The sequence below is a fragment of the Flavobacterium branchiicola genome, assembly GCF_018383905.1.
In the GTDB taxonomy this organism is placed as follows: domain Bacteria; phylum Bacteroidota; class Bacteroidia; order Flavobacteriales; family Flavobacteriaceae; genus Flavobacterium; species Flavobacterium branchiicola.
Genome location: NZ_JAGYWA010000007.1, coordinates 22685 through 48047, shown reverse-complemented (window position 1 = coordinate 48047; position 25363 = coordinate 22685). Strand labels below are relative to the sequence as shown.

Below are 25363 nucleotides of genomic sequence, written 5' to 3'. Positions count from 1 at the left end.
AGAACAATATTTATTTTAATCTATCAAAAGTAAAAGGTTATTTTTTCAGAAATAAAATGCTCAAAAATACCGCTCTAAAAAGGACTTGGAAGAAGCCATTAATCAGCTAATTATTATTTGGACTGCTTCTAAAATACAGCTATATTTGCGCGAATTGCCTAAGAATCTTCAATATAATAACATCATTTACTTTATGATTTCACTGCCTAATCTTAAACAAATCAAAAATGTAGCCCGCCAAATTCATTTGTGGTTGGGACTGGCAACAGGAATTATTGTTTTTATAATTAGTATTACAGGCTGTATTTATGTTTTTGAAGAAGAGATCAGAAGTTTTAGCAAAGAGGAAAGATTGTATGTTCCCATTCAGGAAAAACCGTTTACCGGACTTGAAAAAATTGTAGCTAATTTTCAAAAAGAGTTTCCAAAGGAAAAAATCACTTCAATCAAAATAAATAAAAAAGCTCCCAACGCTACTGTTGAACTGGGAACAAAAAAGAAGACTTTTTATTTTAATCCTTATGAGGGCAATTTAATTAATAGTGAAAAACAAGACTGGCTTACTGTAGTTAGAAAACTGCATACGAATTTACTTTTAGGCGAAACCGGAAGTTTTATACAGCGTTGGGCAGTTGTCATTTTTATGCTGATGCTTGTTACGGGATTGATTTTATGGTTTCCGCAACAAATGAGATCTTTAAAACAATCATTGAGTATTAAATGGAGTGGTTCTTTTAAACGTGTCAACTACGATTTGCATAATGTTTTGGGTTTTTATGCTTCTTTCTTTTTAATTGTTATTGTACTTACAGGTTTGTTTTTTGCTTTTAAAGAAGTAAAAAATGCCGCCGCATTCTTAACCGGAACAGAACTGAGTGACGGTAAAAAAGTCGAGTCAAAGGTTCTTGCTGAAGATGAAAATTTAGCGGTTCGTTATAACGGAATTTACAAAACTTTAGATAAGATTTATCCCGGAGCAAACACTATTACCTTTTCTATAAAAAAAACGGGCGAACTTAGGGTTAGAATGCTCTATCCGTATAATTGGTACCGAAAACAAAATACGTTTTATTTTAATGCCGAAACTGGACAAATGATTCGCTATAAATTATATGAAGATTTTAATACTGCCGATGTTGTAGAAGCTTCCAATTATGAAGTTCATACCGGAAGATTTTTTGGTTTATTTGGTAAAATCATCGCTTTTCTCGCAAGTCTTATTGCTGCAAGTCTGCCCATTACGGGATTTATGATTTGGCTTAAAAAGAAGAAAAAAGCGAAGAAAAAGTCTGTTGTAAAAACGGTTTCTAAAAAAAAGGATAAGGCAATTTATTAAAATCGTCTTATCCTTTTTAAGCACCAAAAATTGTTTTTTTTTATTCTACCATAATTTCATCTACAAATAACCAGGCCGTTTGCCCTTCACCCGGATGTCCCGCGGGACACTGACCTAAGTTTTTGGCAGTAACACGAACAAACTTTGCTTTTTGCGCTGCAAATTTAGCCGTAAAGTCTTTTATTTGAATCTCTTTTTCTGTAGCAGAAATTGAATTGGTTACTGTTTTTACTTCAGTAAAATTGATGCCATCCTGCGATACTTCAAACTTTACCCATTGCGGTAAAAAAATCCACTGACTCCAATTCTGAATACATCCTAATGTGATACTGCTAATTGTCGAATTAGTTCCTAAATCAATGATTGCTACTAAATCTTTTCCATCAAATCCGTGCCATTGCTTACCAATATCTTTTGTACCTCTAAAACCGTCAATAAGTGTATTGGTTCCGTTAGCGCGATAATGAGTGCTGAAAGGATTCGCATAACTTATTGTTTTTCCTGTGGCTTTATTAAATGTAAAAGATTGTTCGGCCGGTTTTGTACTCATTACTTTATTCTGCAATGTCATAATCGCTTTTACAGTCATAGAACTGTTTACTACAAATGGTTTTTCATATTTAATACTTGTTGCAGAAGGTAAGCTTCCATCTGTAGTATAATAAATTACAGCTTCAGGATGGTCTGTATCAAGTTGAATCAAAAGTTGGTTATTTGTAACAACCGGCAAAATATCAACTTTAAAATTTCCTTTCGAATAGCGAATTCCTCTTTGTTCAAAACCGGCAAAATGAGGTTGCAAACGTTGGGTAAAATTGGTCCAGTTGCGCTGTTCTTTTGGTGACCATAACACTTCTGACAAGGCAAGTAAACGAGGAAGAATCATATATTCTACCTGTTCTGCTGTTGTAATATATTCGGTCCATAAATTGGCCTGTGCGCCCATAACGCGTTTGGCTTCTTCGTTGGTTAATTCTACCGGAATTGGATCATAAGTATATACTTTTTTCAGCGTATTAAATCCTCCAATCGCTAGTGGTTCGGTTTCCGGATCTCCCTGATAATGATCAAAATAATAGGGAGAACCTGGTGTCATCACGACGTCATGTCCCATTTTTGCCGCTTCAATACCTCCTGCTTCACCTCGCCAGCTCATAACGGTCGCTTCCGGAGCCAGTCCGCCTTCCAGAATTTCATCCCAGCCAATCATTTTACGGTTATGGGCAACCAGAAATTTTTCCATTCTTCGAATAAAATAACTTTGCAGTTCTTTTTCATCTTTCAGGTTTTCCGCTTGCATTCTGGCCTGGCATTTAGCGCAGTGTTTCCAACTCGTTTTGTCTACTTCATCTCCCCCAATATGAATATACTTTGAAGGAAAAATTGCCATCACTTCTGTTAAGACATCTTGTAAAAAATCAAAAGCTTTATCATTTCCTGCGCAATAATTACTTTCGACCTTACTGGCCAAAAAATTTCCGGACTGTGCAAAATTGTTTTTAGAATTACAGGAAAGTTCCGGATAAGCAGCCATAGCAGCTTCTGAATGTCCCGGCATTTCAATTTCCGGTACAACGGTTATGTTTCGGTTTGCAGCATAAGCGACAATCTCTTTTACCTGTTCCTGTGTGTAATAACCTCCATAAGTTGCTTTATTTCTGTCGGCATTAAATTCGACTTCAGACCAGTTCCATGATTTTCCATAATCGTCAACCCGCCACGCAGCTTGTTGTGTTAGTTTCGGATATTTTTTAATTTCTAAACGCCATCCTGCTCCATCAACCAAATGCCAGTGAAAAACATTCATTTTGTAAGCAGCCAATAAATCGATAAATTCTTTTACCAGTTCAGGTGCAAAAAAATGACGGCTTACATCGAGCATCATCCCTCTCCATTTAAAACGGGGATAATCTTTTATTTCCATTCCGGGAATCTGAACTATTACATTGGTTCGGCTAAAAGGCATTGTTTGCAATAAGGATTGTACTCCGTAAAATAATCCTTTTGAAGAATTTGCTTTGATCTGAATCTCTTTAGAATTTACCGATAACAAATAACCTTCGTCCCCGATTCCTTCTATTTTTCCGATACTAAAAACAATCTCTTTTCCTTTATTCTTAGACTGACTTAACTCAAATCCGGTAACTCGTTTTACATATTCGGTAAAAAAATGAATCACTTTCTGAGTTTCTTTGTCTCCATTTTCAACTTTTACAATTGTTGTATTATCCAAAACAAAACTTCCTTCCTTTGTTTCTAAACTAACGGGTTGCGGGATAATGTGAACTGTATTTTGCGCTTTTAAGCCAACAGTTATTAATAGCGAAAGGGCTAAAATTATTCTTTTCATATTTACTAAAAATTAGTTCCTAAAGATGAATCTCTGGTTTGTCTTTATATAAAAAAGACAGCCCGCATTGAGCTGTCTTATCATAATCCTGATCGTATTATTCCTTAAAATAATTGGCTCCCCAAATAGTATAACGCTTTTTCATGGTTTCAATTTTGGTTTGAAACTGATTCCAGTTTTTGCCTTCTTTTGGCGACCATAAAACTTCGCTTAAAGCACTCAAACGCGGAAAAATCATGTATTCTACTTTTGCCGGATTGGCCATATATTCTGTCCAGACATTTCCCTGAGCACCCAAAACGTATTTAGCTTGCTGCTCATTCAGTTCTTTAGGAACGGGCTCATAACTGTATACTTTTTCTAAAGGTAAAAATCCGCCAATAGTGACTTCTTTCTCATTTTTAGTCTGCGAATGATCTAAGTAAACGTGACTGCCTGGAGTCATAATAACCTGATGATTTTCCTTGGCTGCTGCAATTCCGCCTTCTTCACCTCTCCAGCTCATTACTACTGCGTTTGGTGCCAATCCGCCTTCTAAAATTTCGTCCCAGCCAATAAGTGTTCTTCCTTTTTTGTTGATGTATTTTTCTATGCGCTGAATAAAATAGCTTTGAAGTTCATGTTCATCCTTCAATCCTTTTTCTTTTATTAATTGTTGGCAAAATTCGCTTCTTTTCCAGTTATCCTTTGGAGATTCGTCACCACCTACGTGAATGTATTTTGAAGGAAATAAAGCCACCACTTCATCCAGAACATCTTCTAAAAATTGAAACGTATTTTCAGTTGGCACAAATACATCGGCATGTACGCCCCAGGTTTCCTGAACGACTTTATTTCTTCCGGCGGCCATTTCTTTTTTACTCTGATTTGAAATCATATTATCAGGAAGTTTTGTTTTCTCGTTTGGAAAACAACTCAGCTCCGGATAAGCCGCAATTGCTGCGCTGCTGTGTCCAGGCATTTCGATTTCCGGAATGACTGTAATAAATCGATCTGCAGCATATTTTACAATTTCTTTTACTTCTTCCTGCGAATAAAAGCCTTGTTCCGGAGTATTATCGCTTCCTGTTCCCGGATACTTGCCAATAATACTTCCGTTTCTTTTTGATCCTATTTCGGTTAGTTTAGGGTATTTTTTGATTTCAATTCTCCAACCCTGATCTTCGGTCAGGTGCCAGTGAAAATAATTTAATTTATGTAAAGCCAGATAATCAATGTACTTTTTTACAAAGGATACGGGAAAGAAATGACGCCCAACATCCAGCATTGCACCTCTGTACACAAAACGGGGTTCATCATTTACTTCTACAGCCGCAATCGCCAGACTATTGCTTTTTTCTACAGGTAATAACTGAATAAGAGTTTGCATTCCGTAGAAAGTCCCGATAGCCGAATTTCCCGTAATCTCAACTCCATTTTTATCTGATTTAAAAGTATAACCTTCTCCTTTTAACCCTTCAATATTTTTTTTGCTGACTAACTTAATCGAATTTTTAGCTGCTTTTTTTGAAACCGGCAAAACAAAACCATAATAATCAGACAAATATTTATTAAGGAAAGTTGCTGTCGCATTATCTCCTGCATTTGCAACAACCAAACTGGTTTGCGAATTAATCACAAAATTTCCGGCATTTTTAACCACTTTTACCGGTTGAGGTATGATATTTACTTCTTGAGCAAACGACAACGTGCTGCAAAAAAGAAGCGAAAAGAAAAATGACTTCACCATGTTTACATTTTATTAATTATTATTAAAAACTAAAAAAACTATGTGTGTACGATAACACTTTTAGCACAAATCAAGACCAATTATGTAAGCACACAGAAACTTAATAATTTATGTTTCTGTGTGCTTTATTAGTTCCCCGAGAGGTTATATAAATCTATTTTGTATAAGGTACAGCCAGCTGTTTACTGCTTCCTAAACCATCCATTCCTAATTCTACCACATCTCCGGCTTTTAAGTACAAAGGTTCCGGTTTAATTCCTAAACCAACACCCGGAGGCGTTCCTGTACTGATGATATCGCCTGGAAGCAACGTCATAAACTGACTTAAATAATGTACTAAAAACGGGATTTTAAATACCAGATTAGAAGTATTACTATTTTGGAATGTTTTTCCGTTTACTGTCAGCCACATTGGTATATTATTCACATCTGCAATTTCATCCTGAGTTGCCAAAAAGGGTCCAAGTGGAGCAAATGTATCGCATCCTTTACCCTTTGTCCATTGTCCGCCACGTTCTATCTGAAATTCTCTTTCGCTGTAATCATTTAGCAAAGCATAACCCGCCACATAATCTAAAGCTTCTGCTTCTTCTACATAACTTGCTTTTTTACCTACTACAAAAGCCAGTTCAATTTCCCAATCTGTTTTTTGGCTGTTTTTCGGAATGATCAAATCATCATTTGGTCCGCATAAAGAAGTTGTCGATTTAAAAAAGATAATAGGCTCAGTTGGAATTGGGGCATTGGTTTCACGGCAATGATCTACATAGTTTAATCCGATGCAAATAATTTTTGAAGGTCTTGCAACCGGCGATCCTAAACGTACAGAAGCATCTACTTCTGGCAAAGAAGAATTGCTTTCTAATGCTTTTTTAAGTTTTTCTAATCCGTTTTCTTCAAAAAAAGCTTCGTTGTAATCGCTCACTATTGCTGATACGTCAAATCTTTTTTCGTCTATTAAAACACCTGGTTTTTCTTTACCGGCTTCTCCAAATCGTATTAGTTTCATTTTAGTACTTTATTATATTGTTCTTATTCAATTACATAAATCGTAGCGCTTCTTGCACCGTGTGCTCCTATTACCAGAGACTGTTCTATATCGGCTGTTTTTGAAGGCCCGGCTATAAAAGCTCCAAACCCTTCTTTTGCTGCGTCAAGTTTTTCGTAGGCCTGATGTAGTGTATCAACCAAATCTTTTTTATCTATTACCAAAATCAAATGCTGACAAATAAAAGGAACAAGTCGGTTGATCATTTGGCTCTCATAAATCCAGACAGCTCCATTTTCGGCTACTGCGATGGTTCCTTTAATATAGGCTTTTTCTAATTTCTCCAATTCAAACGCTGACATAAAAGCAGCCTGTTGATCTATTTCTCCCAATTGTGAAATAGCATTTACAACAAAACTTCCACTTGCTTTGTCTGCTATTAATTGTTCGCGAAGTACCAATATATCAGAAATCAGTTCTGTTTTACCGCCAATGCTTTCCAGTACAGTTTTAAACTGCTTATAAGTATCTTCATAACGAATAACAGCGCTGATATCAATAACAGGTTCCTGAACCAATTCTGGCTGATTCATTGCTATACTGTTTAATATCTTTTCTCTTGCGTTCATACGTTCTTATTGCTTGCTTTATTTTTAGTTTTTTCCGTTTTTTAAATACCAGTCCCGAAAGGATTCTTTGGGAACTTCCGGCATTTCTCTTTGTTTAAACCACGGATTTGCTTTATTTTTTATCATAAACGGAAATACGCGCATTCCCCATCTTCCTATTTTACCCATCATTCGGTAAATTTTAGGATTAGAGAATACATAGTTCATTCCTTTCATGCTTATTTTTTTACTTGCTGCAACATATCCCTCAGAAACAATTACTTGTCTCCATTTCCATAATTGTTCATGAATATTAATTTTCACCGGACAAACATTACTGCAACTTCCACACAAAGTAGAGGCAAAAGGCAAATCGGCATTGGCTTTCATATCCAGATTCGGATTCAAAATAGAACCAATTGGGCCTGCCACGGCGGTATGATAACTGTGTCCACCGCTTCTGCGATATACCGGACAAGTATTAAAACAAGCGGCGCAGCGAATGCATTTTAATGAGTTTCTAAAATCTTCCCTTCCCAATTGTTTACTGCGACCATTATCTACAATAACGATATGCATTTCCTGATTGGGTCTCGGTTTATGAAAATGACTTGAGTACGTCGTAATAGGCTGACCAGTTGCGCTTCTTGCCAGTAATCTTAAAAATACGGCTAAATGTTCCGCTTTCGGAATTAATTTTTCAAAGCCCATACAGGCTATGTGTACAGGGGCAGTATGCGCTCCCATATCGGCATTTCCTTCATTGGTACAAACTACAAAACCTCCTGTTTCTGCAATCGCAAAATTGACTCCTGTGATGGCCAATTGCGATTCTACAAATTTATTTCGCAGGTGTTGTCTAGCTGCTTCCGTTAAATATTGCGGGTCATTATTTCCTTTTTCGGTTTGAAGATGTTCGTGAAAAGTAGCACTTACATCTTCTTTTTTTAAATGAATTGCAGGCAATACAATATGACTTGGTGGTTCTTTTCTAAATTGAACAATACGTTCTCCCAAATCGGTGTCGACTACTTCTATGCCGTGATCCTGCAAGTATTCATTCAAATGGCATTCTTCGGTAAGCATGCTTTTGCTTTTCACGATTTTCTGAATACCATGTTTTTTGATAATCTCGTGTACTATCTCATTGTGCTCTTTGGCATCGGCTGCCCAGTGTACTTTTATACCGTTGGCAATGGCATTTTTTTCAAATTCTATCAGATAATTGGACAGATTAGAAAGTGTGCGGTTTTTAATCTGCGAACCCCATTCTCTTAATTGTTCCCATTCCGGTAAGCCATGAGCCGCCTTATCACGCTTAGCGCGAACAAACCACAGGGTTTCATCGTGCCAGTCGGTTCTGGGCTCGTCAGCTATAAACTTTTCTGCTAATGCAGCATGTTTTACCGTCATCTTTCTTTGTATTATGTGTTCTCTTTTTTAAGAGTATCACTTTTATTTTTAAACTAAACTATTCAGTATTTCGGCAATATGAATGGTTTTTACTTTGCTTCCTTTTCTTTTAAGAAGACCTTCCAAATGCATCAGACAACTGGTATCGCCTCCTGTAATAAAATCGACGTCGTTGACTTCGTGTTCTTTGATTCTGTCTTTTCCCATTTTAACGCTTACTGCTTCTTCAAAAACACAAAAAGTGCCTCCAAAACCACAGCATTCGTCATTTCGTTCCGGTCTTCTTAATTCAATCCCTTCCACCAGATTTAATAATTGTTCGGGTTTAGAAAACTCAGGTAACATTTGCTCTGTCATCGAAGAAAGGTGCAGACCTCTTTGTCCGTGGCAGCTGTTGTGCAAACCAACTTTATACGGAAAGCGCGCTTTAAGACTTTTTACTTTTAAAATATCAGTCAGAAACTCTGTCAATTCATAAACGGTATTCCGAATATGAGCTGCTTCCTGTGGGTTTTCGGCATCCTGCAAATGTTCTTTTACATGCAAAACACAACTTCCTGAAGGCGCTACTATATAATCAAATCCTGAAAAATTCTTGACAAAATTTCGGTCACAGCCTTTACTCAAACTTGCAAAACCACTATTTGCCATAGGCTGACCACAACAGGTCTGCTCTAAAGGAAATGTAACATCACAACCCAGTTTTTGCAATAACTGCAAAGCAGCAATACCCACATTGGGGTAAAACTGATCGATATAACAGGGTATGAATAAGGCAATTTTCATTGTAACCTAGTTATTTAATTTAATAAAACCTCCATCAAGAGGGTAATCGCAACCGGTTACAAAACCAGATTCGTCACTGCATAAAAACAAAGCCAAAGAGGCAACCTCATCTGGTTTTGCCATTCTGCCAATAGGCTGTGTTTTGGATAATTTTTCAAACATTTCGGCTTCTTTACCCGGATATGTCTTTGAGATAAATCCGTCTACAAAAGGCGTATGTACTCTTGCTGGGGAAATCGAATTACAACGAATATTTTCTCCTATATAATCTTTGGCAACGGATAAGGTCATGGCCATAACGGCTCCTTTTGCTGTAGAATAAGCAAATCGATCCGGAATACCAACCCAGGCTGCAATAGATGCCATGTTTACAATAACACCTCCGCCTGAAGCTCTAAATTGCGGTATCGCAGCATGTAAACAATTGTATACACCTTTTACGTTTACATTCATTATTCGGTCAAAATCGGCTTCGGGTGTTGTGTCTACTTTTCCGATATGTGCAATACCGGCATTATTGATCAGGATATGAATATTTCCAATTTTTTCAAATGTCGCCAGTACTTCTGTCTGGTTGGCCACATTACAGGCATGCGAAAATACTTTTCCTCCGTTTGCTGTAATTTCTTCAACGGCTGTTTTGGCACTTTCTTCTGTAAGTTCTATAATATGAACTTCTGCTCCCTGTTTTGCGAACAGCGCCGAGATTGCTTTTCCGATTCCGCTGCCGCCGCCTGTAACAACTGCTTTTTTATTTTGTAATGAAAACATATAATTAGATTTTTAGATCTTAGATTGTTAGACTTTAAACGCTAAGATTAAATAATTTATAATTTATAATTTATAATTTATAATTTATAACTCATAATTATTATAAAGATACACCACGTTTCCATGGAATAAAATCATCCTGATTTAGAGAAACGGCTTTTGGAATGATTTCGCCGCTTGCTGCTTTGATGCAATATTCCAAAATATCTTCTCCCATTTCTTCAATTGTTTTTTCTCCGCTAATGATTGGGCCGCAATCAATATCAATGATATCACTCATTTTTTTTGCCAAAACTGAATTAGTCGCCACTTTGATAACCGGACAAACCGGATTTCCTGTTGGGGTTCCTAATCCGGTGGTAAACAATATTAATGTCGCTCCCGATGCTGCTTTTCCGGTTGTGGCTTCAACATCATTTCCGGGTGTACAAACCAAACTCAAACCTGCTTTTGTTGCGGGTTCTGTATAATCCAATACATCTACAACGGGCGCTGTTCCTCCTTTTTTGGCCGCTCCGGCACTTTTTATGGCATCGGTTATTAAGCCGTCTTTGATATTTCCCGGTGACGGATTCATATGAAAACCCGAACCTACTTTATGTGCCAAAGCATCATAAGATTGCATTAAATTAATGAATTTTTTTGCAATTGGTTCACTTGTACAACGATCAATCAGGTTTTGCTCAACACCGCACAGTTCTGGGAATTCAGCCAGAAGTACTTTTCCTCCTAAAGCTACCAATAAATCTGAAGTATATCCTACCGCAGGATTTGCCGAAACACCGCTAAATCCATCGCTGCCGCCACATTTTACTCCCAGACACAATTCGCTTAAAGGTGCCGGACTTCTTTCGTATTTATTTATTTCGATTAATCCTTCAAAAGTTTGTTTGATGGCAGCAGCTACTAATTGTTCTTCACTTTTTGACTGTTGCTGTTCAAAAACCAATAAAGGTTTATCAAAGGCCGGATTTTGTTTTTTTACATCGTTTACAAAATCCTGAATCTGTAAATGCTGACATCCTAAACTCAATAGCGTTATTCCAGCTACATTAGGATGATTGGCATACGAGGCCAATAAAGCACTTAAAGTAGCCGCGTCCTGACGTGTACCGCCGCAGCCTCCCTGATGATTTAGAAATTTTATCCCATCAACATTTTTAAAAATTCTGTTGGCATTTTGATCTGGTGTCAATTGTACATCAATAGCATCCAGATTTTCTCCATTTTTATAAGCTTCTAGTAAATAATGTGTATATCGTGTGTATTTATCACTTACTGAATATCCCAATTCATTGTGAAGTGCTTCGCGAATTACATCCAGATTTCTGTTTTCACAAAATACAGTCGGAACAAACAACCAATAATTGGCGGTTCCAACACGTCCGTCACTTCTTTTATATCCGTTAAAAGTTCTGTTTTTATACTTTGAAACGTCTGGTGCCTGCCATTTAAAATCAACATGACGGTATTGATAAGGTTCTGCTGCGTGTTTCAGATTATCGGTTGTCATAAGACTTCCTTTCGCTACATCATTTTGTACCTTACCTACCAAAACGCCATACATCGTGATTTCAGATCCTTGTTTTAAATCCGTTGTATAAAATTTATGTTTTGCTTTTATGGTATCTTCAAGAACATAAGCCACTCCCTCAAAAGTAACACTTTCTCCTTTTGCCAGATCTGTTAAAGCCACCAGCACATTATCATTGGGGTGCATTTTTATCACCGATCTTTTAACTCCGTTTTCTAACATATTATATAAATAGAATTTATGCTTTATTTGTTTTATGTCCGTTAAATGCAAACAATAGTATTACTGAAAAACAGATCAACGGAACGACATAACCGTACTGAATGCTTCCTGTAAGATCTGAAATCAATCCCAGAACCGGAGGCAGTAATGCACCACCCACAATTGCCATTACAATCAAGGAAGAACCAATTTTTGTATTGTGTCCTAATCCGTCAATTCCCATTGAAAAAATAGTAGGAAACATAATGCTCATAAAAAAGGCGATTGCGATTAAGGTATATACCACAATCATTCCTGATCCTGTTATGGCAACTATTGATAAAAGAATATTGATGATGGCATAAATGATCAGTAATTTTCTTGGCTGAATGTATTGCATGAAGAATGTTCCGGCAAAACGGCCTAACATAAATGCCAGTCCAAAGAAACCTAAATATTTAGCCGCTACATCTTCTGCCAAACCTGCTGAAGTTGTAGCCATTTTTATAAAAAAACTCCCCACACAAACTTGTGCTCCAACGTAGAAAAACTGCGCTAAAATTCCCCATCGCAAACGCATTGATTTTAAGGCTCCGGCAAAACTGGCTCCTTCTGCTCCTTCTTTATCTTCCTCTTTCACATCGGGCATATTGGTAAAGTAAAACACCAATGCTACTGAAAGTATAATTAATCCCAAAATCAGATAAGGCATTTTTACACTTGCTGCTTCTTCTAAAACATAGGCATGCAATTGTGCAGCGGGCATAGCATCCATTTCGGCCTGCGTTAAATTTTTTCCGGATAAAATCATTGGTCCTATATAGGCCGGGGCAATAAACGCCGCCAGTCCGTTGAAGGATTGCGAAAAGTTCAATCGTCTTGTCGCTGTTTCTGCCGGCCCCAATATCGTTACATAGGGATTAGCTGCTGTTTCTAAAAAGGTAAGTCCACAAGCTATAACAAACAAAGCACCTAAAAAATAAATATACTGTAACGAATTGGCTGCCGGGACAAACAAAATTGAACCAATACCGAATAAAATTAATCCGATCATAATACCGGATTTATAACCGTATTTTCTCATGATATAACCCGCGGGCAAAGCCATGAAAAAATAAGCAACAAATACAGAAGAATCAATTAAAGAAGATTCTAAATCGGTTAGATTAAATGCTTTTCTTAAATGCGGAATAAGTATGGGATCTAAGTTGTGCACGAATCCCCAGAAAAAGAACAAACTGGTTACCAGTATAAAAGGAAACAGCCATTTCTTATTTTCTTTAGAACCAACATTTTGCCGAACTTCTATCTCTGTTACTAATGCCATATGTTTTTTATTAAAATTGTACTTTTTTAGAATTATAAAAATACAATGTCTGCGGTATATTTATTAATTCAATATTACCATTGTTTAATTATTAATTGTCAATTATGAAAAATACAATGAAATAATTTTCACTTATAATTTTATTTTGCCACTAATTAAAAGGATTTATTTTAAATTCCTTTTATCTCTTTTCTCGCAGATTCAGCAGATATGGCAGATTCTTTTTAATCATTTTAATTATTTATCCGATAGCTATCGGGAATGACATTATTTAATATCTGATTTCTGTTGCACTAAAAAACAAAAGCGCCATTACAATACTGCAATGGCGCTTTTGAATTCAATATATATTTGTTTTATTTTGCAGAATAAGGTCTGTCTTTAGGAGAAACTCCCCATGTTTTGGAAGGTTTATTTCCCATAGTGAAAACCAATTCGCCTCCATTCATGACATCTGAATGAAGGATATAACTTTTAGAATAGTCTTTACCGTTTAAGGTTGCTTTTTGAATGTAGATATTTTTTGAGTTGTTGTTTAAGGCTTTTACTTTAAAAGTTTTTCCATCAGCCAGATTTAGAACCGACTCATCCATTGAAGGACTTCCAATACAATAAACACCGTTATAAGGATTTACAGAATACATTCCCATAGCATTCCAAATATACCATGCCGACATTTGCCCTACGTCTTCATTTCCGCATAATCCGTCTGGTTTGTCGCTGTATAAATTATCAACTATGTAACGTACTTTTTCTGCTGTTTTCCAGGGCTGACCCACAAAATTATATAAATAAGTAATGTGATGGCTTGGCTCATTTCCGTGTGCGTACTGCCCAATTAAACCTGTAATATCGTTTGAAGCTTCTGCTCCCATATCACCCGAAATGGTAAATAAAGTGTCCAGTTTTTTTGTAAATGTTTTTTCACCGCCCAACATTGCAATAAGCCCTTCAACATCCTGAGGTACTAACCAGGTGTATTGCCATGCATTTCCTTCAGAAAAATCACCTTTTTCATGTATGGACTTAAACGGATCAAAAGGGGTTCTCCATTCTGTATCGCTTAATTTTGCGCGCACAAAAGTGACGGAAGGATCATAATATTTTTTGTAGACTTTTGAACGATTATAGAAATAATTGTAATCTTCTGTTTTACCCATTTTTTTCGCCATCATTGCAATTGCTCCGTCAGAAATGGCATATTCCATTCCATACGATACTGATTCCCTCATACTATCTCCGGGAATATATCCTAGCGTTTTTACAAAATTTACCCCGCGGTCGTCCTGCATGGCTGTTGCTTTTACAGCTTCAAAAGCCAGTTCTCCGTCAATTCCTTTGATTCCTTTTAAGTAAGCATCGGCTACAATTTGGATACCACTGTTTCCAGGCATACAATACGTTTCATTTCCCATTAAATGCCAAACCGGAAGATGTCCAGTTTCCTGATAAATTGCCAACATCGAGTTAACCATATCCGAAACTTTTTCTGGTTGAGTCAACGTAAGCAAAGGGTTTGCACCTCTATACGTATCCCATAACGAGAAAGTTGTCAGATTTGTAAATCCTGCCGATTTATGAACTTGTTTGTCTGAACCGTAATAATCACCATTGCTGTCGTTATAGGTCGAAGGCGCAATCATAGTGTGATACAAAGCAGTGTAAAAAGTTCTTAATTTGGCTGCATCATTTGATTTTACTGTGATTTTATTTAGTTCATTATTCCATTTTTCATCTGCCTGAGCTGTTATTTTTTCGAAATTCCAGCCTGCAATTTCATTTTTAATATTCATTAAAGCATTTTCTGCACTTACTGCTGAGATTCCGACTTTAATTTTAATCACTTCATCTTTTGCAGTAGCAAACTGAATCACAGCTTTGGCACTGTCGCCTAAAACAACTTTATTAATCATCTCTTTTGTACTGTTGTACAACTGGATTTTTTTTGCGGGTTTAGATAAAATAGCTGCAAAGTATATTCTTTGATCAGCAGCCCATCCTTTAGAAAAACGATATCCTTCGATTAAGGTATCATTTTTCACACGGATATAAGTATCTACAGCTTTATCCCAGCCAATTCCTTCTACTAAATCTAAAACAATATGAGAGTGCTCTGATGCAGGAAAAGTATATTTTTGAAAACCTACTCTTTGTGAAGCTGTCATTTCTGCCTTGATTTTATTCTTTTTCAGAATAACAGAATAATAACCTGGTTTTGCTACTTCATCTTTATGATCGAAGTCTGAGATATAGCCATTTGCCATATCTTTTGCTGTTCCTTTTTTAAGGTTGATTTTACCCACAGCCGGCATAAAAAGCACATCACCAAGATCACCAATTCCGGTTCCGCTTAAATGCGTATGCGAAAATCCGATAATTGTTGGATCAGAATAATGATATCCGGAACACCAGTCCCATCCTTGTGAAATGTTTACGGGTCCTAACTGAACGGCTCCAAAAGGCACATTGGCTCCCATAAAAACGTGACCGTGAAATCCTGTCCCGATATAAGGATCTACGTATTGTGTTAGATTTTGCTTTGCTGTCTGGCTGTACAATTGAAAAGAGCAAAGCCCTAAAATTGTAAATAATGCTGCTTTAAAATTTTTATTCATTTTTTGATTTTGTTTCTATTTTGTAATATCAAAACTGGCTTCCAATTGCGTATCTCTGGAATTTGAGCCTATTTGCACTTTGTATTTTCCTTCGTAAATTTTGAATTGCTTTTTGCTGTCATCCCATTTTTGAAGTTCTTCTAATGGAATTTCTAAAGTAACATTCTGCGAATTTCCTTTTGCTACTGAAACTCTTTTGAATGCTTTTAATTCTTTCAATGGCATTCTTTCTCCATTTGGATATTCGATGTAAGCTTGTGCTACTTCATCGGCATTAAAATCTCCTGTATTTTCAATTTTGATTTGCATCGAAATTTTATCGGAAGTCGGTTTTGCATTTTCCGGTTTTTGAATCCAGTTGTATCCAAAAGTGGTATAACTTAATCCAAAACCAAACGGATATTGTACTTCTTTATCAAAATAACGGTACGTTCTGCCTTTCATCGCATAGCTGTTATAATCCGGTAAATCGCTAAAAGATTTGTAAAAACTAACCGGTAAATGGCCTGATGGAGCTACTTTTCCAAAAAGAAGATTTGCCAAAGCTGTTCCGCCCTGCTCTCCAGGATACCAGGCAAAAACAATAGCGTCTACATAGGGCTCAATTGCCGAAATATCGACAGCACTACCACCAGTAACTACGGCTATAAGAGGTGTTTTGGTTCCTTTTCTAAGTGCTTTGATGTAAGCAATGTGTGAAGCAGGAAGATCCATATTTTTTCTATCTCCTTTTCCATCCGCTAAAAAAGCATCTCCTTCCTCGCCTTCGTAAACTGGAGTAAAACCTATAACGGCGATTGTTACGTTTGCCATAGAAGCAGCCCAGGTTCCGCCAAAATCAGTTATATTGGTAAAATCACAACCCATATCATATTCTACACGGGTATCAGGATCAACTGCTCCCGCAATTCCTTCAACAAAATTTACGGCTTTATCGCTGATTCCGTGATAATTTCCCAACAATGCATCCAATGACGCTGCATTTGGACCTACGATCATGATGGATTTATAATCTTCTTTATTTAACGGAAGTACCTTTTTTTTGTTCTCACCAAATGTGGCATTTTTTAGCAAAACCATACTTTGCTCTGCCATTTTCAGACTTAGATTTCTGTGATATGGATTGGCTATACTATCGATACCATATTTCCTGAAAGGGTTATCTTCGGGCTTATCGTAAAAACCTAGTTTAAACTGTGTGCGTAAAGTTGGAGCCAGTGAATTGTCGATGTCTTTTACGGTAATCAGTTTCTGGTTTAATGCATTAATAGCGTCTTTTTGTAATAATCCGCTGCAATCCATATTTACTCCGGCTTTAATGGCTGCTGCTGCAACAGTTACGCTATTTGGCAGGGTTTTATGTCCTTCGTAGATGTCCTGCAATGCCCAGCAATCTGTTACTACGTGTCCTCCAAATTTCCATTCTGTACGCAAAATATCCTGCAAAAGGCTTTTTCCTGTACAACAAGGTTCCGAATTTACACGATTGTAAGCACACATTACCGTTTCTACTTTGGCATCAACCAATTTTTTGAAAGCATATAAATAGGTTTCTCTTAAATCTTTCTCATCTACAATTACATCTATAGAATGTCTTGTTTTTTCAGGCCCGCTATGTACGGCAAAATGTTTGGCACAAGCTGCCGTTTTCATGTATTTAGGATCGGTTCCCTGAAGGCCTTTTACATAAGCGGTTCCCATTTTTCCGGTAAGAAAAGGATCTTCTCCGTAGGTTTCCTGACCTCTTCCCCAACGCGGATCTCTGAAAATATTGATATTTGGCGACCAGAAATTTAGTCCCATGTATTGTAAACGACGGTCTTTTGCCACTGCCATATTATTTTTGGCTCTGGCTTCTGTCGAAATTGCATTGGCGACTTCATTCAGTAAATTATCATTAAAAGAAGCTGCCATTCCTAAAGCCTGAGGAAAAACGGTTGCTTTTCCGGCTCTGGCTACTCCATGAAGTGATTCATTCCACCAGTTGTATTGCGGAATCTCTAATCGTTTTACTTCTTTGCTTTCAAAACCTAATAATGAAATTTTTTCTTCGGTTGTTAATTGTTTCAGTAAATCGGCTACTCTTTTATCAATGGGTAAATCCTGATTTTTGTAGGCTGCGTTTTTTTGCTGCGCATAATTGAGTCCAATACAGAAACAAAAAAACAAAGCAAATCGGTAATTTCTTAAACAATTCATTATTGTGGTTTTTAAATTAGATAATCGTCTTTTTCTCTTTGCTAAATCGTTTTACCAACCAAAGCAAATGGAGATAAAATTATGTAATAGTAAGTATTTTCAAAAACAATAACTTCCTTTATTTCAAAAGAATCAATGTTCCTGAAGTTCATTTTATTTATACTATTTCAGAATTTTAAAGATAGAATATCTTTTTGATTAAATAATACTCCGATTTTATCTAAATTTAAGTTGCAATTGCCTTTAGTTGCAATTGGAGGTATTTATTGACTTAATTATAAAAGGCTTTAGCCAAAACAAGTGTTTTTAGCTAAAGCCTCGATAATAATTTTATTTTTTCCTCTATTAAAACTGGAGGAAATCAATATAGCTTTTTTTATATTTCTTATCTATTCAGATTTTCAAACATTATAATTGCAGTGTATAAAACACCCGCTTCACCTCTGAAAGTTCCTGATCCTCTTGGTTCATTTTTTATTGAGTACCATTCATAGAATCCGTTATTGTCTTTTACACGTTTCAACATAGGTTGTACTTCTCTGTAGGCTTCTTCTACATATCCGTACTTAATTAATTGCTGAATGGTTCTTGCTCCAAACCAGGTCCAGTCGCCGCCATTTTGGTAGCTGTAAACCGGATTCATTATTTTGTTTACGAAATATCCGTTTGGATATGGCGGGTAAAGCGTTAAACCAATAGAAGGTGCTCCGGCTTCTTTTACTCTTTTTACCATTTCGTCCAACGATGCTTTTACTTCTTCTTTGCTTAGCAATCCGGCTTCCATCGCTACAGTTGTGCCTCCGAAATAAAAGATATTATTTTCATCGAAATCAGCAGGAAACGGTGATCCGTTGAGGTATAAGTGCGGAATATATTTTTGCTTTTTGGCATCCCACAGGTAAGTTCTTGTATTCTTTGCCACATCTTTTCTGACTTTTTCCCATTTGTTTTTTGTTGCAGGAAGCATTTCCATCATATTATTTAATGCTACAATAAACATCGCATTGTCGTAGATATCGATGGCCATATGCGTGTGACCGTCTAAATCGACTCCGTAACCTTCCTCGGGCTGTACATCTCCCCAATCGGCAGTGGTTGCTCCGGTAATTAAACCGTATTTCTGAGAATAGCGGTTTTTCATTAAAAATTCCATTGCCCATTCCAGTCTTTTGGCTACGATTTTATCTCCCACTTTTTCTGTCAGGATAGATTTGTCGCCTGTTAACTGAATGTATTTATAAACGGCTTGTACCAATGAGGTTTCCTGATCGGTTTCGACAGTATTTTTATGTGCCGCATATCTTGGTTCTAATTTAGAATAAGAAAAATCGGTTTCTCCTGCTCCAATCTGCTCTTTTGGCGTATAGCCGTCAATTATATTTCCATCTTCTCCCTGCATTCTGAAAAACACTAACAGGTTTTCTTTTATATCTTCTTTTTTACTGACTTGCGCCGCCAGTTCTATAAAAGTGTTATAATCGCGAATCCAGACTTCACGGTAACCATCACCGGCATTTACTCCGGTTTTCATTACTTCTAAAGCTTTACTTTTTACAAAAGGCATGTAAGAATCATTTTTGATTTTATCCGCCAATTTTTTATCAATTACCTGCTTTTGTTGTGCAGTAAGCGTCAAGGCAAAAGCGACTGCTGCTACTGAGGAAAATATTTTTTTCATTTGTTTTAATTTGAACTATTGATAGTACAATAGTGGTCGTTTTTATTACTAGTTTTTTAGATTATTGAGTACATTAAAAGCTCTTTATTATTTACTGGTACTCATTGATGGCGGTGGTGTTTTTACGCCCCAGTTCGTATTCGGTTTTGGTCCCATTTCAAAAATTAAGGTGCCTCCATCGGTAAGTTTTTTTCTGTTTATCCAGGCATTTTCTTCTTTTTTTCCATTGAAAGAAGCCGATTGGATGTACTTGTTTTTCTTTGAATTGTTTTTTGTTTCAATTACAAGCTCATCGCCTTTATAATATTTTTTATCCAGTTTAATAGTTACTTTATCAAATAGCGGACTTCCAAATTGAAATGTCGGATTCATTGCTGCATGCCCCTGAACATCAAAAAGACCTATAGACGCCATGACAAACCAGGCTCCTAATTGTCCCTGATCTTCATCCTGACCAAATCCATAACCGTGAAGTGGCTCGGCTCCATAGAATTCATCACAAATCATGCGGGACCATTTTTGTGTTAACCACGGTTTCCCAGAATAATTAAACAGAAAAGAATGGTGCAGACAAGGCTGATTTCCGTGGTTATACAACATTTCCAGTCCCGAAAAACTATCAATTCCGTTTCCACCGCCAAAAGTTGATTTCTGACTTTCATTAAAGGTGGTTTCCAAACGTTTATTGAACAAATCCAAACCTAATGTTTTGATTAATCCTGCCGGATCCTGAGGTACATACCAGGTATATTGATAAGCGTTTGCTTCCTGAAATCCTCTCCAGGCCTGCATTGGGTTAAAGTTTTCAATAAACTTTCCGTCCTGATAGCGCGGACGTATAAATTTGGTTTCCGTATCAAATATATTTTTCCAGTTTTCTGCCTGTTTACTAAGTTTTTTATAATCTTCTTTTTTGCCTAAAGCTTTCGCAAACTGAGATACTCCATAAGAGGTATACGCAAATTCAAGAGTATGTGATGCCCCGAAATTGAATACCCATCCGTTGGCAAGTGTAGTATCTTTTGACGGAATATAACCTTCTTTTACAAAATAAGCCAAGTCGTATTTTCCGGAACCAAAAGGGCGATTATTATAACCCGTTTCATTTTTATAGGCAATATTATAGGCTTCCTGCACATTAAAATCACGAATACCGCTGTTGTAAGTTGCAGCAATCATTAAACCAAAACAATTGGTTTGTACACCATTAGAATGTGCTCCGGCAGCCACTCCGTCGTGTAACCAGCCTGTTTCTTTTGCAAAATCAAGATTCGACTGAATATATTCACTTAAATAATCCGGATAAGCCAATGCCCACAATTGTCCAAGATTCCAAAATCCCCCCCAAATTCCGTCTGTGTTATAATGATTGTATTTTGGTTTTCCATTTTCATTTAATGGGATATGCCCAACTTTACCATCATGTCTTGGATAACTTCCGTTGGCATCACTCGCTAAACCGCGACCCAAAAGCGCATGATAAAGTCCGGTGTAGAATTTCACTTTGTTGATGCTGTCTTTGGTTTCTACTTTGATACGGCCTAATTTTTCGTTCCATTTTTCGTGCGCTGTTTCTTTAACGGCATCAAAAGTCTGTCCGGTTGCTTCTGTTTTTAAATTCAGTTTGGCATTTTCGATACTGGTATAAGAAAGTCCAGCCTGCATTTCGACTACTTCTCCTTTTTTGGTAGCGAAATTTACGTACATCCCGTTTCCGGTTCCTGTAGTTGTTTTTTGCCCATCGAACGTTTTGTCTTCTACGAATGAACCGTAAGAAGTTGGCGTTTTACTTAACTGAATCACAAAATACATTTTTACACGTTTTTCAGGATCACAGAATTTTAAATATTCCGGAAAGGTTTCGATTGTTCCTTCTAAAGTGTTTTTTCCTGAAAGTTTCATTGTCGCCTCAGTAACTCCGCTGCTTTCTCCCTGACGATGTCCTATATCAAAAATAATACGGGATGCTGCAGATTCAGGAAAAGTATAGCGATGAAAACCTACTCTTTCTGTAGCTGTTAGTTCGGCTTTAATTCCATATTCTTTTAAGTAAACCGAATAATAACCAGGTTCGGCATGTTCATCTTTTTTATCAAAAGTTGATCTGTATCCGGTTTCCGGTTTTTCTAAAGTTCCCGGAGTGGTCTGCAATTTTCCGATTATTGGCATAGCAACCAATCCTCCTATCTGAAATTCATGAAAATGACCGAAACCTTCAATAGAGTTATGACGATCATCATATCCGCAAGGCGCCCAGCTTCCGCCACTTCCGTAAGCATTAGTATGCGGGGCCAATTTTGCCATTCCGAATGGTAATGAAGCCGGCGTGTAAAAAAACCAGCGTCCGTGCACAGAACCAATTTGCGGATCAACCCACGAAGCCGGGTTAAAATTGTCTTTTTCCTTTGAGCAGGAAAAGAGCAAAAGGCTCGTTGCCGCTAGTGTTATTATTTTTGAAAATGTTTTCATATTACTCTTTCTAATTGTGTTTTTTACTTTTTAGAATTTCAATATATATTCTGAGACTCCGCTTCCTGCCATTTTAATTTCGGCTGTATTGGTGTTTTCAATTCCTGTGCTACGCGCTGTAATTGATTTTGGTTGTAACGATTTCCATATCCATTTTGTCGTTTGCTCTGTTTTCTCAGGATTAAACAGGCGCATTAGTATCGATCCATCTTCGTTTGGTGACAGACTGGTTACTATAATTTTTGAATTGGTTAGTTCAAAAAGACCAGACGGTAATTTCACATTATTCATTACAGGCATTGCAATCAAAGGCTGAGTAAATTTCTGCGCTTCTTTTTCTATAGCTACATTATTAATCTCTAAATGCGGACGAAGCGCATATTTAAAACGTACAATGCCTTCCTGATCTGCTTTGTAATTGGTGTGCCAGTAATTATTCATTACATAAGAAAACCATATCGAAGTTGGTTGTTCTGTTTTTTTCCACTCTTTATAATTAGGTACTACTTCTTTTCTTTCATCAATAATACTATTTGGTTCTACCAACGGAGCCTCAAGAAACATCCACTGAATTCCTTTATCTCCATCTGATACATCTACCCATCTTTTTCCGTATAAATAATCCATATTGGATCCGGGCAATTGATCCTTTAAAAATGTAATGCTGCCATAACCGGCATCCAGTGTAGTGGTTTTTAATTGTGAATTAAATGGATACCCAAAATGAACCCCTTCTTTGGTTCGAATGGCTTTTTTATCTAAAATATTCTCTATCAGCAATTCCTCACTCCCACCATAAAGCGAAACAATTCGCTGAAGTTTGTTTGCTCCCGGCGCCTCAGATGTTAGCGCTATTTGAGTCATTACAGATCCTGTTTCCAGAACCTTTACTTCTACATTTCCATTGGTTTGAACTTCTTCAGGATTCAGACCCGGTACATACCAATAACTATTTAATCCCTGATTTTTAAAATTTCCGGCATAATTAAAATCTGATGTGCTTTTTAAACTTGTAATGCTTCCGTTATTTCTATCCCAGATAAATTCAATTTTCCCGTTAGATAAAGAATTAGTTGTTATCACAAATGGATTTTTAATCAATGCTTCTTTGTCTGTAATTTCATAAACAGCGCTTCCCAAAGCAGGCACTTCGGTTGCAATAAAAGCAGTTGTTCCGTTACTTAATTTTTGCAAGGGATAAATGTTTCCCTTAACATCTTTTACCGATTTTCCGTTTATAGATGTTTGTAAAGTAACCAGTCCGGTCCTTGCCCAGGATGAGGTATTAAAAACTGCAATTTTCTTAGATTCATTACTACTGTATGTTTCAAGTAAATTTTTCTCAAGTGTATTGATCTGCGCATCGGCATCCAGCATGAATTGTTTTTTAATACGCCATTGTTCTGTTACAAATGAAGCATCGGGATCGCTGATACTGTTATGTGCTCCCCAGGTATGCTCATGAAACATTATGATATTTCTCCAGGCTTCGTAAAAATTTTGCTGATTATACTTTTTAGGATTCAACATGGTATAAAGTGTCGCTAATTGCTGTAAACGCAAACTATTGACTCTGTTTTTTCCTTCTTCCTCTGCTGTAGAAAGAGCACCGTCTTCCCAATAAGGTGTAAGATCTCCTTTTACAGTTGGAATTACTGCTCCGTATTTTCTCTCAAAAGCCTCAAACATTTTATCTGCCGTGTTGAGAATTAGTTTTGGAGAGGCATATTTTTCATTCCAGTTCTTTACAAAATCAGAAATATTAGGTTCAATTGGTCCATTATCTGCTACGATATTAAAACGCCACTGTACCATGTCGTATGGATAATTGTTTGCCGTTAGCTCGTTTAAATAATCCGCAATTTTACGGGCTCCGCGTTCATAAATATTTCCGGGCTGCATGCCGTGCCAGGAGGAATATCCTTTGGCTCCTGCCCAAAACAATACTTTTTCTTCACCCGATGGCGAAGTCCACCAAACCGGTTTATCTCCCCAATTTTTTAGAAAATGTCCCGCTCGGTCTCCTCTGTACGGATGGTCTATTCCCATAAAATTAGAACCTATAGAGAAATATTTCACACCGCCTTTTGACAAAGCTGTTACGGTTGACCATGCAAAGCCCGGCACATCTGAAATCATGGCGCTGTTGATAGTAAAGCCAAATTCCTTGCGCAACTGAGCGGCATAATCGGTGTAATGAAACATTTCTTCGGCCTGACTTAAACCTGTCAGCATGTTGACATACAAGGCAGAAAGTAGAATATCTCCATTTTTTACCGCCGCAATAAACTTCGCTTTTTGAGTGGCAGAAGCTTCTTTCAGATAATTTTCAACTGCCCATACTGATTCTATATTCCATTTGAATTTTGCTTCTTCGGGATATGATTTTGTTTTTTCAATCATTTCCAGTGCATCATCAATATTTTTGTTGTGAATTTTTACAATTTCGGGCTGCAAATGAGAATATCCGATATCGGTATGGGAATGATGCAATAAGTGCATTTCTCTGTACACAACAGGTTTTACAACAAAATAGTCGCTGATAAATTTTTTGTTGCCAACCCAAGCCTCCACTTTTATTTTTTCCTCATTAGTTACTGCCTTCACAGGAATGTCAAAACTATTTATTCCGTCTTTGGCTGTGTAGGTATAACTTTCTTTTTCATTGATTTTTACCTTTACAGCTTGATCTTTACCAAAATGTAAAACTGTCAGTGCCAGAGGTTGCGTGCCATTTTTTAGAAGAAAAGGCATGGGAGTTACTTTTACATTTTCTTCAAAACCAAATTTAAAAGTCATGAACCAATCATTACTACGCTGATTTTGACCTACAATTTTAATTCGTGCTGTCAGTCCGGGCTTTATTTTACTTACCGGAAGACGAAGAAATGCATAGCCCTGCGCGTCATTTGCGCCATCGAGTTTGATTTGCTCAAATACTAATGCCGATTCGTCCTTTGCTTTAAAAATCCAGTTTGTTTTTTGATTTTTTGGAAAAGTGGTAAACGTTAGAGTCTTTTCGTCATTTACATATAAATCAAAGTTACGCTCTCCGCTGCTTGTTCCAGAAGAATGTCCTGCCACCCAACTGAAATAAACGTATTTATCTTTGCTATTTGCCGGAACCGGTGCTGTTTCCCATTCGATAGTTTTATTTCCATCTGTAGTTCTGGTTAAAAGCGCTACTGTAGCATAATCCTGAAAAGCAGAACTATACGTAATATTTTCTCCGCTAATTTCTTTGGCAAAACCATTAATCCAATTGATTTTTCCAAAAAACGGAACTTCTTTTTGTGCAAAAAGAGATTGTACTGAAAAAGCCAGCAGCAGGGCGAATACTATTTTTACTTTCAAAATAA

General features: G+C 36.9%; 15 protein-coding genes. 1 reads left to right on the top strand and 14 read right to left on the bottom strand.

The window, feature by feature from the left end; translation table 11 throughout:
* The first annotated feature begins 85 nt into the window (after positions 1-85).
* Positions 86-1336, top strand: coding sequence for a PepSY-associated TM helix domain-containing protein (locus tag KHA98_RS17550; RefSeq protein WP_246522407.1), 1251 nt, complete (start codon positions 86-88; stop codon positions 1334-1336).
* Between the two features lie 40 nt (positions 1337-1376).
* Here the strand turns inward: KHA98_RS17550 and KHA98_RS17545 are convergent, their stop codons facing one another.
* The 14 genes from KHA98_RS17545 to KHA98_RS17480 form a co-directional block, all read right to left on the bottom strand.
* Positions 1377-3686, bottom strand: coding sequence for a glycoside hydrolase family 20 protein (locus KHA98_RS17545; protein WP_213259198.1), 2310 nt, complete (start codon positions 3684-3686; stop codon positions 1377-1379).
* 97 nt (positions 3687-3783) lie between these two features.
* Complete coding sequence (locus tag KHA98_RS17540; RefSeq protein ID WP_213259197.1) at positions 3784-5415, bottom strand: beta-N-acetylhexosaminidase; 1632 nt, start codon at positions 5413-5415, stop codon at positions 3784-3786.
* A 154-nt stretch (positions 5416-5569) separates the two neighbouring features.
* Positions 5570-6424 (bottom strand): fumarylacetoacetate hydrolase family protein, encoded by an 855-nt coding sequence (locus KHA98_RS17535; protein WP_213259196.1) that lies wholly within the window; start codon positions 6422-6424, stop codon positions 5570-5572.
* Positions 6425-6447: 23 nt separating this feature from the next.
* Positions 6448-7032: a LutC/YkgG family protein gene (locus KHA98_RS17530; RefSeq protein WP_213259195.1), complete on the bottom strand. Its 585-nt coding sequence runs from the start codon at positions 7030-7032 to the stop codon at positions 6448-6450.
* A 24-nt stretch (positions 7033-7056) separates the two neighbouring features.
* Positions 7057-8424 carry a lactate utilization protein B gene (locus tag KHA98_RS17525; RefSeq protein WP_213259194.1) on the bottom strand — a complete coding sequence of 456 codons (1368 nt, stop codon included), beginning with the start codon at positions 8422-8424 and terminating at the stop codon, positions 7057-7059.
* Positions 8425-8472: 48 nt separating this feature from the next.
* Positions 8473-9210, bottom strand: a complete 738-nt coding sequence (locus KHA98_RS17520; protein ID WP_213259193.1) for a (Fe-S)-binding protein — start codon at positions 9208-9210, stop codon at positions 8473-8475.
* Positions 9211-9216: 6 nt separating this feature from the next.
* Complete coding sequence (locus tag KHA98_RS17515; RefSeq protein ID WP_213259192.1) at positions 9217-9981, bottom strand: SDR family NAD(P)-dependent oxidoreductase; 765 nt, start codon at positions 9979-9981, stop codon at positions 9217-9219.
* Positions 9982-10081: 100 nt separating this feature from the next.
* Positions 10082-11701: a UxaA family hydrolase gene (locus KHA98_RS17510; RefSeq protein WP_246522405.1), complete on the bottom strand. Its 1620-nt coding sequence runs from the start codon at positions 11699-11701 to the stop codon at positions 10082-10084.
* Positions 11702-11753: 52 nt separating this feature from the next.
* Complete coding sequence (gene fucP, locus KHA98_RS17505) at positions 11754-13043, bottom strand: L-fucose:H+ symporter permease (protein ID WP_213259190.1); 1290 nt, start codon at positions 13041-13043, stop codon at positions 11754-11756.
* A gap of 356 nt (positions 13044-13399) precedes the next feature.
* Entirely contained in the window at positions 13400-15658 is a 2259-nt protein-coding gene (locus tag KHA98_RS17500) for a GH92 family glycosyl hydrolase (protein ID WP_213259189.1), read from the bottom strand.
* A 15-nt stretch (positions 15659-15673) separates the two neighbouring features.
* On the bottom strand, positions 15674-17857 hold the full coding sequence (locus KHA98_RS17495) for a glycoside hydrolase family 3 N-terminal domain-containing protein (protein WP_213259188.1): 2184 nt from the start codon (positions 17855-17857) through the stop codon (positions 15674-15676).
* A gap of 385 nt (positions 17858-18242) precedes the next feature.
* Positions 18243-19535, bottom strand: a complete 1293-nt coding sequence (locus KHA98_RS17490) for a glucosidase family protein (protein ID WP_213259187.1) — start codon at positions 19533-19535, stop codon at positions 18243-18245.
* Positions 19536-19622: 87 nt separating this feature from the next.
* A complete protein-coding gene (locus KHA98_RS17485; RefSeq protein ID WP_213259186.1) occupies positions 19623-22004 on the bottom strand; it encodes a GH92 family glycosyl hydrolase in 2382 nt (793 codons plus the stop codon).
* A 30-nt stretch (positions 22005-22034) separates the two neighbouring features.
* Positions 22035-25358 carry a glycoside hydrolase family 38 N-terminal domain-containing protein gene (locus KHA98_RS17480; RefSeq protein ID WP_213259185.1) on the bottom strand — a complete coding sequence of 1108 codons (3324 nt, stop codon included), beginning with the start codon at positions 25356-25358 and terminating at the stop codon, positions 22035-22037.
* Between the last annotated feature and the right edge of the window lie 5 nt (positions 25359-25363).

Bases quoted from the DNA above. Each gene is read 5' to 3' on its own strand.
- KHA98_RS17545 (WP_213259198.1), bottom strand. From the start codon at position 3,686: ATGAAAAGAATAATTTTAGCCCTTTCGCTATTAATAACTGTTGGCTTA.
- KHA98_RS17540 (WP_213259197.1), bottom strand. From the start codon at position 5,415: ATGGTGAAGTCATTTTTCTTTTCGCTTCTTTTTTGCAGCACGTTGTCG.
- KHA98_RS17535 (WP_213259196.1), bottom strand. From the start codon at position 6,424: ATGAAACTAATACGATTTGGAGAAGCCGGTAAAGAAAAACCAGGTGTT.
- KHA98_RS17530 (WP_213259195.1), bottom strand. From the start codon at position 7,032: ATGAACGCAAGAGAAAAGATATTAAACAGTATAGCAATGAATCAGCCA.
- KHA98_RS17525 (WP_213259194.1), bottom strand. From the start codon at position 8,424: ATGACGGTAAAACATGCTGCATTAGCAGAAAAGTTTATAGCTGACGAG.
- KHA98_RS17520 (WP_213259193.1), bottom strand. From the start codon at position 9,210: ATGAAAATTGCCTTATTCATACCCTGTTATATCGATCAGTTTTACCCC.
- KHA98_RS17515 (WP_213259192.1), bottom strand. From the start codon at position 9,981: ATGTTTTCATTACAAAATAAAAAAGCAGTTGTTACAGGCGGCGGCAGC.
- KHA98_RS17510 (WP_246522405.1), bottom strand. From the start codon at position 11,701: ATGCACCCCAATGATAATGTGCTGGTGGCTTTAACAGATCTGGCAAAA.
- fucP (WP_213259190.1), bottom strand. From the start codon at position 13,043: ATGGCATTAGTAACAGAGATAGAAGTTCGGCAAAATGTTGGTTCTAAA.
- KHA98_RS17500 (WP_213259189.1), bottom strand. From the start codon at position 15,658: ATGAATAAAAATTTTAAAGCAGCATTATTTACAATTTTAGGGCTTTGC.
- KHA98_RS17495 (WP_213259188.1), bottom strand. From the start codon at position 17,857: ATGAATTGTTTAAGAAATTACCGATTTGCTTTGTTTTTTTGTTTCTGT.
- KHA98_RS17490 (WP_213259187.1), bottom strand. From the start codon at position 19,535: ATGAAAAAAATATTTTCCTCAGTAGCAGCAGTCGCTTTTGCCTTGACG.
- KHA98_RS17485 (WP_213259186.1), bottom strand. From the start codon at position 22,004: ATGAAAACATTTTCAAAAATAATAACACTAGCGGCAACGAGCCTTTTG.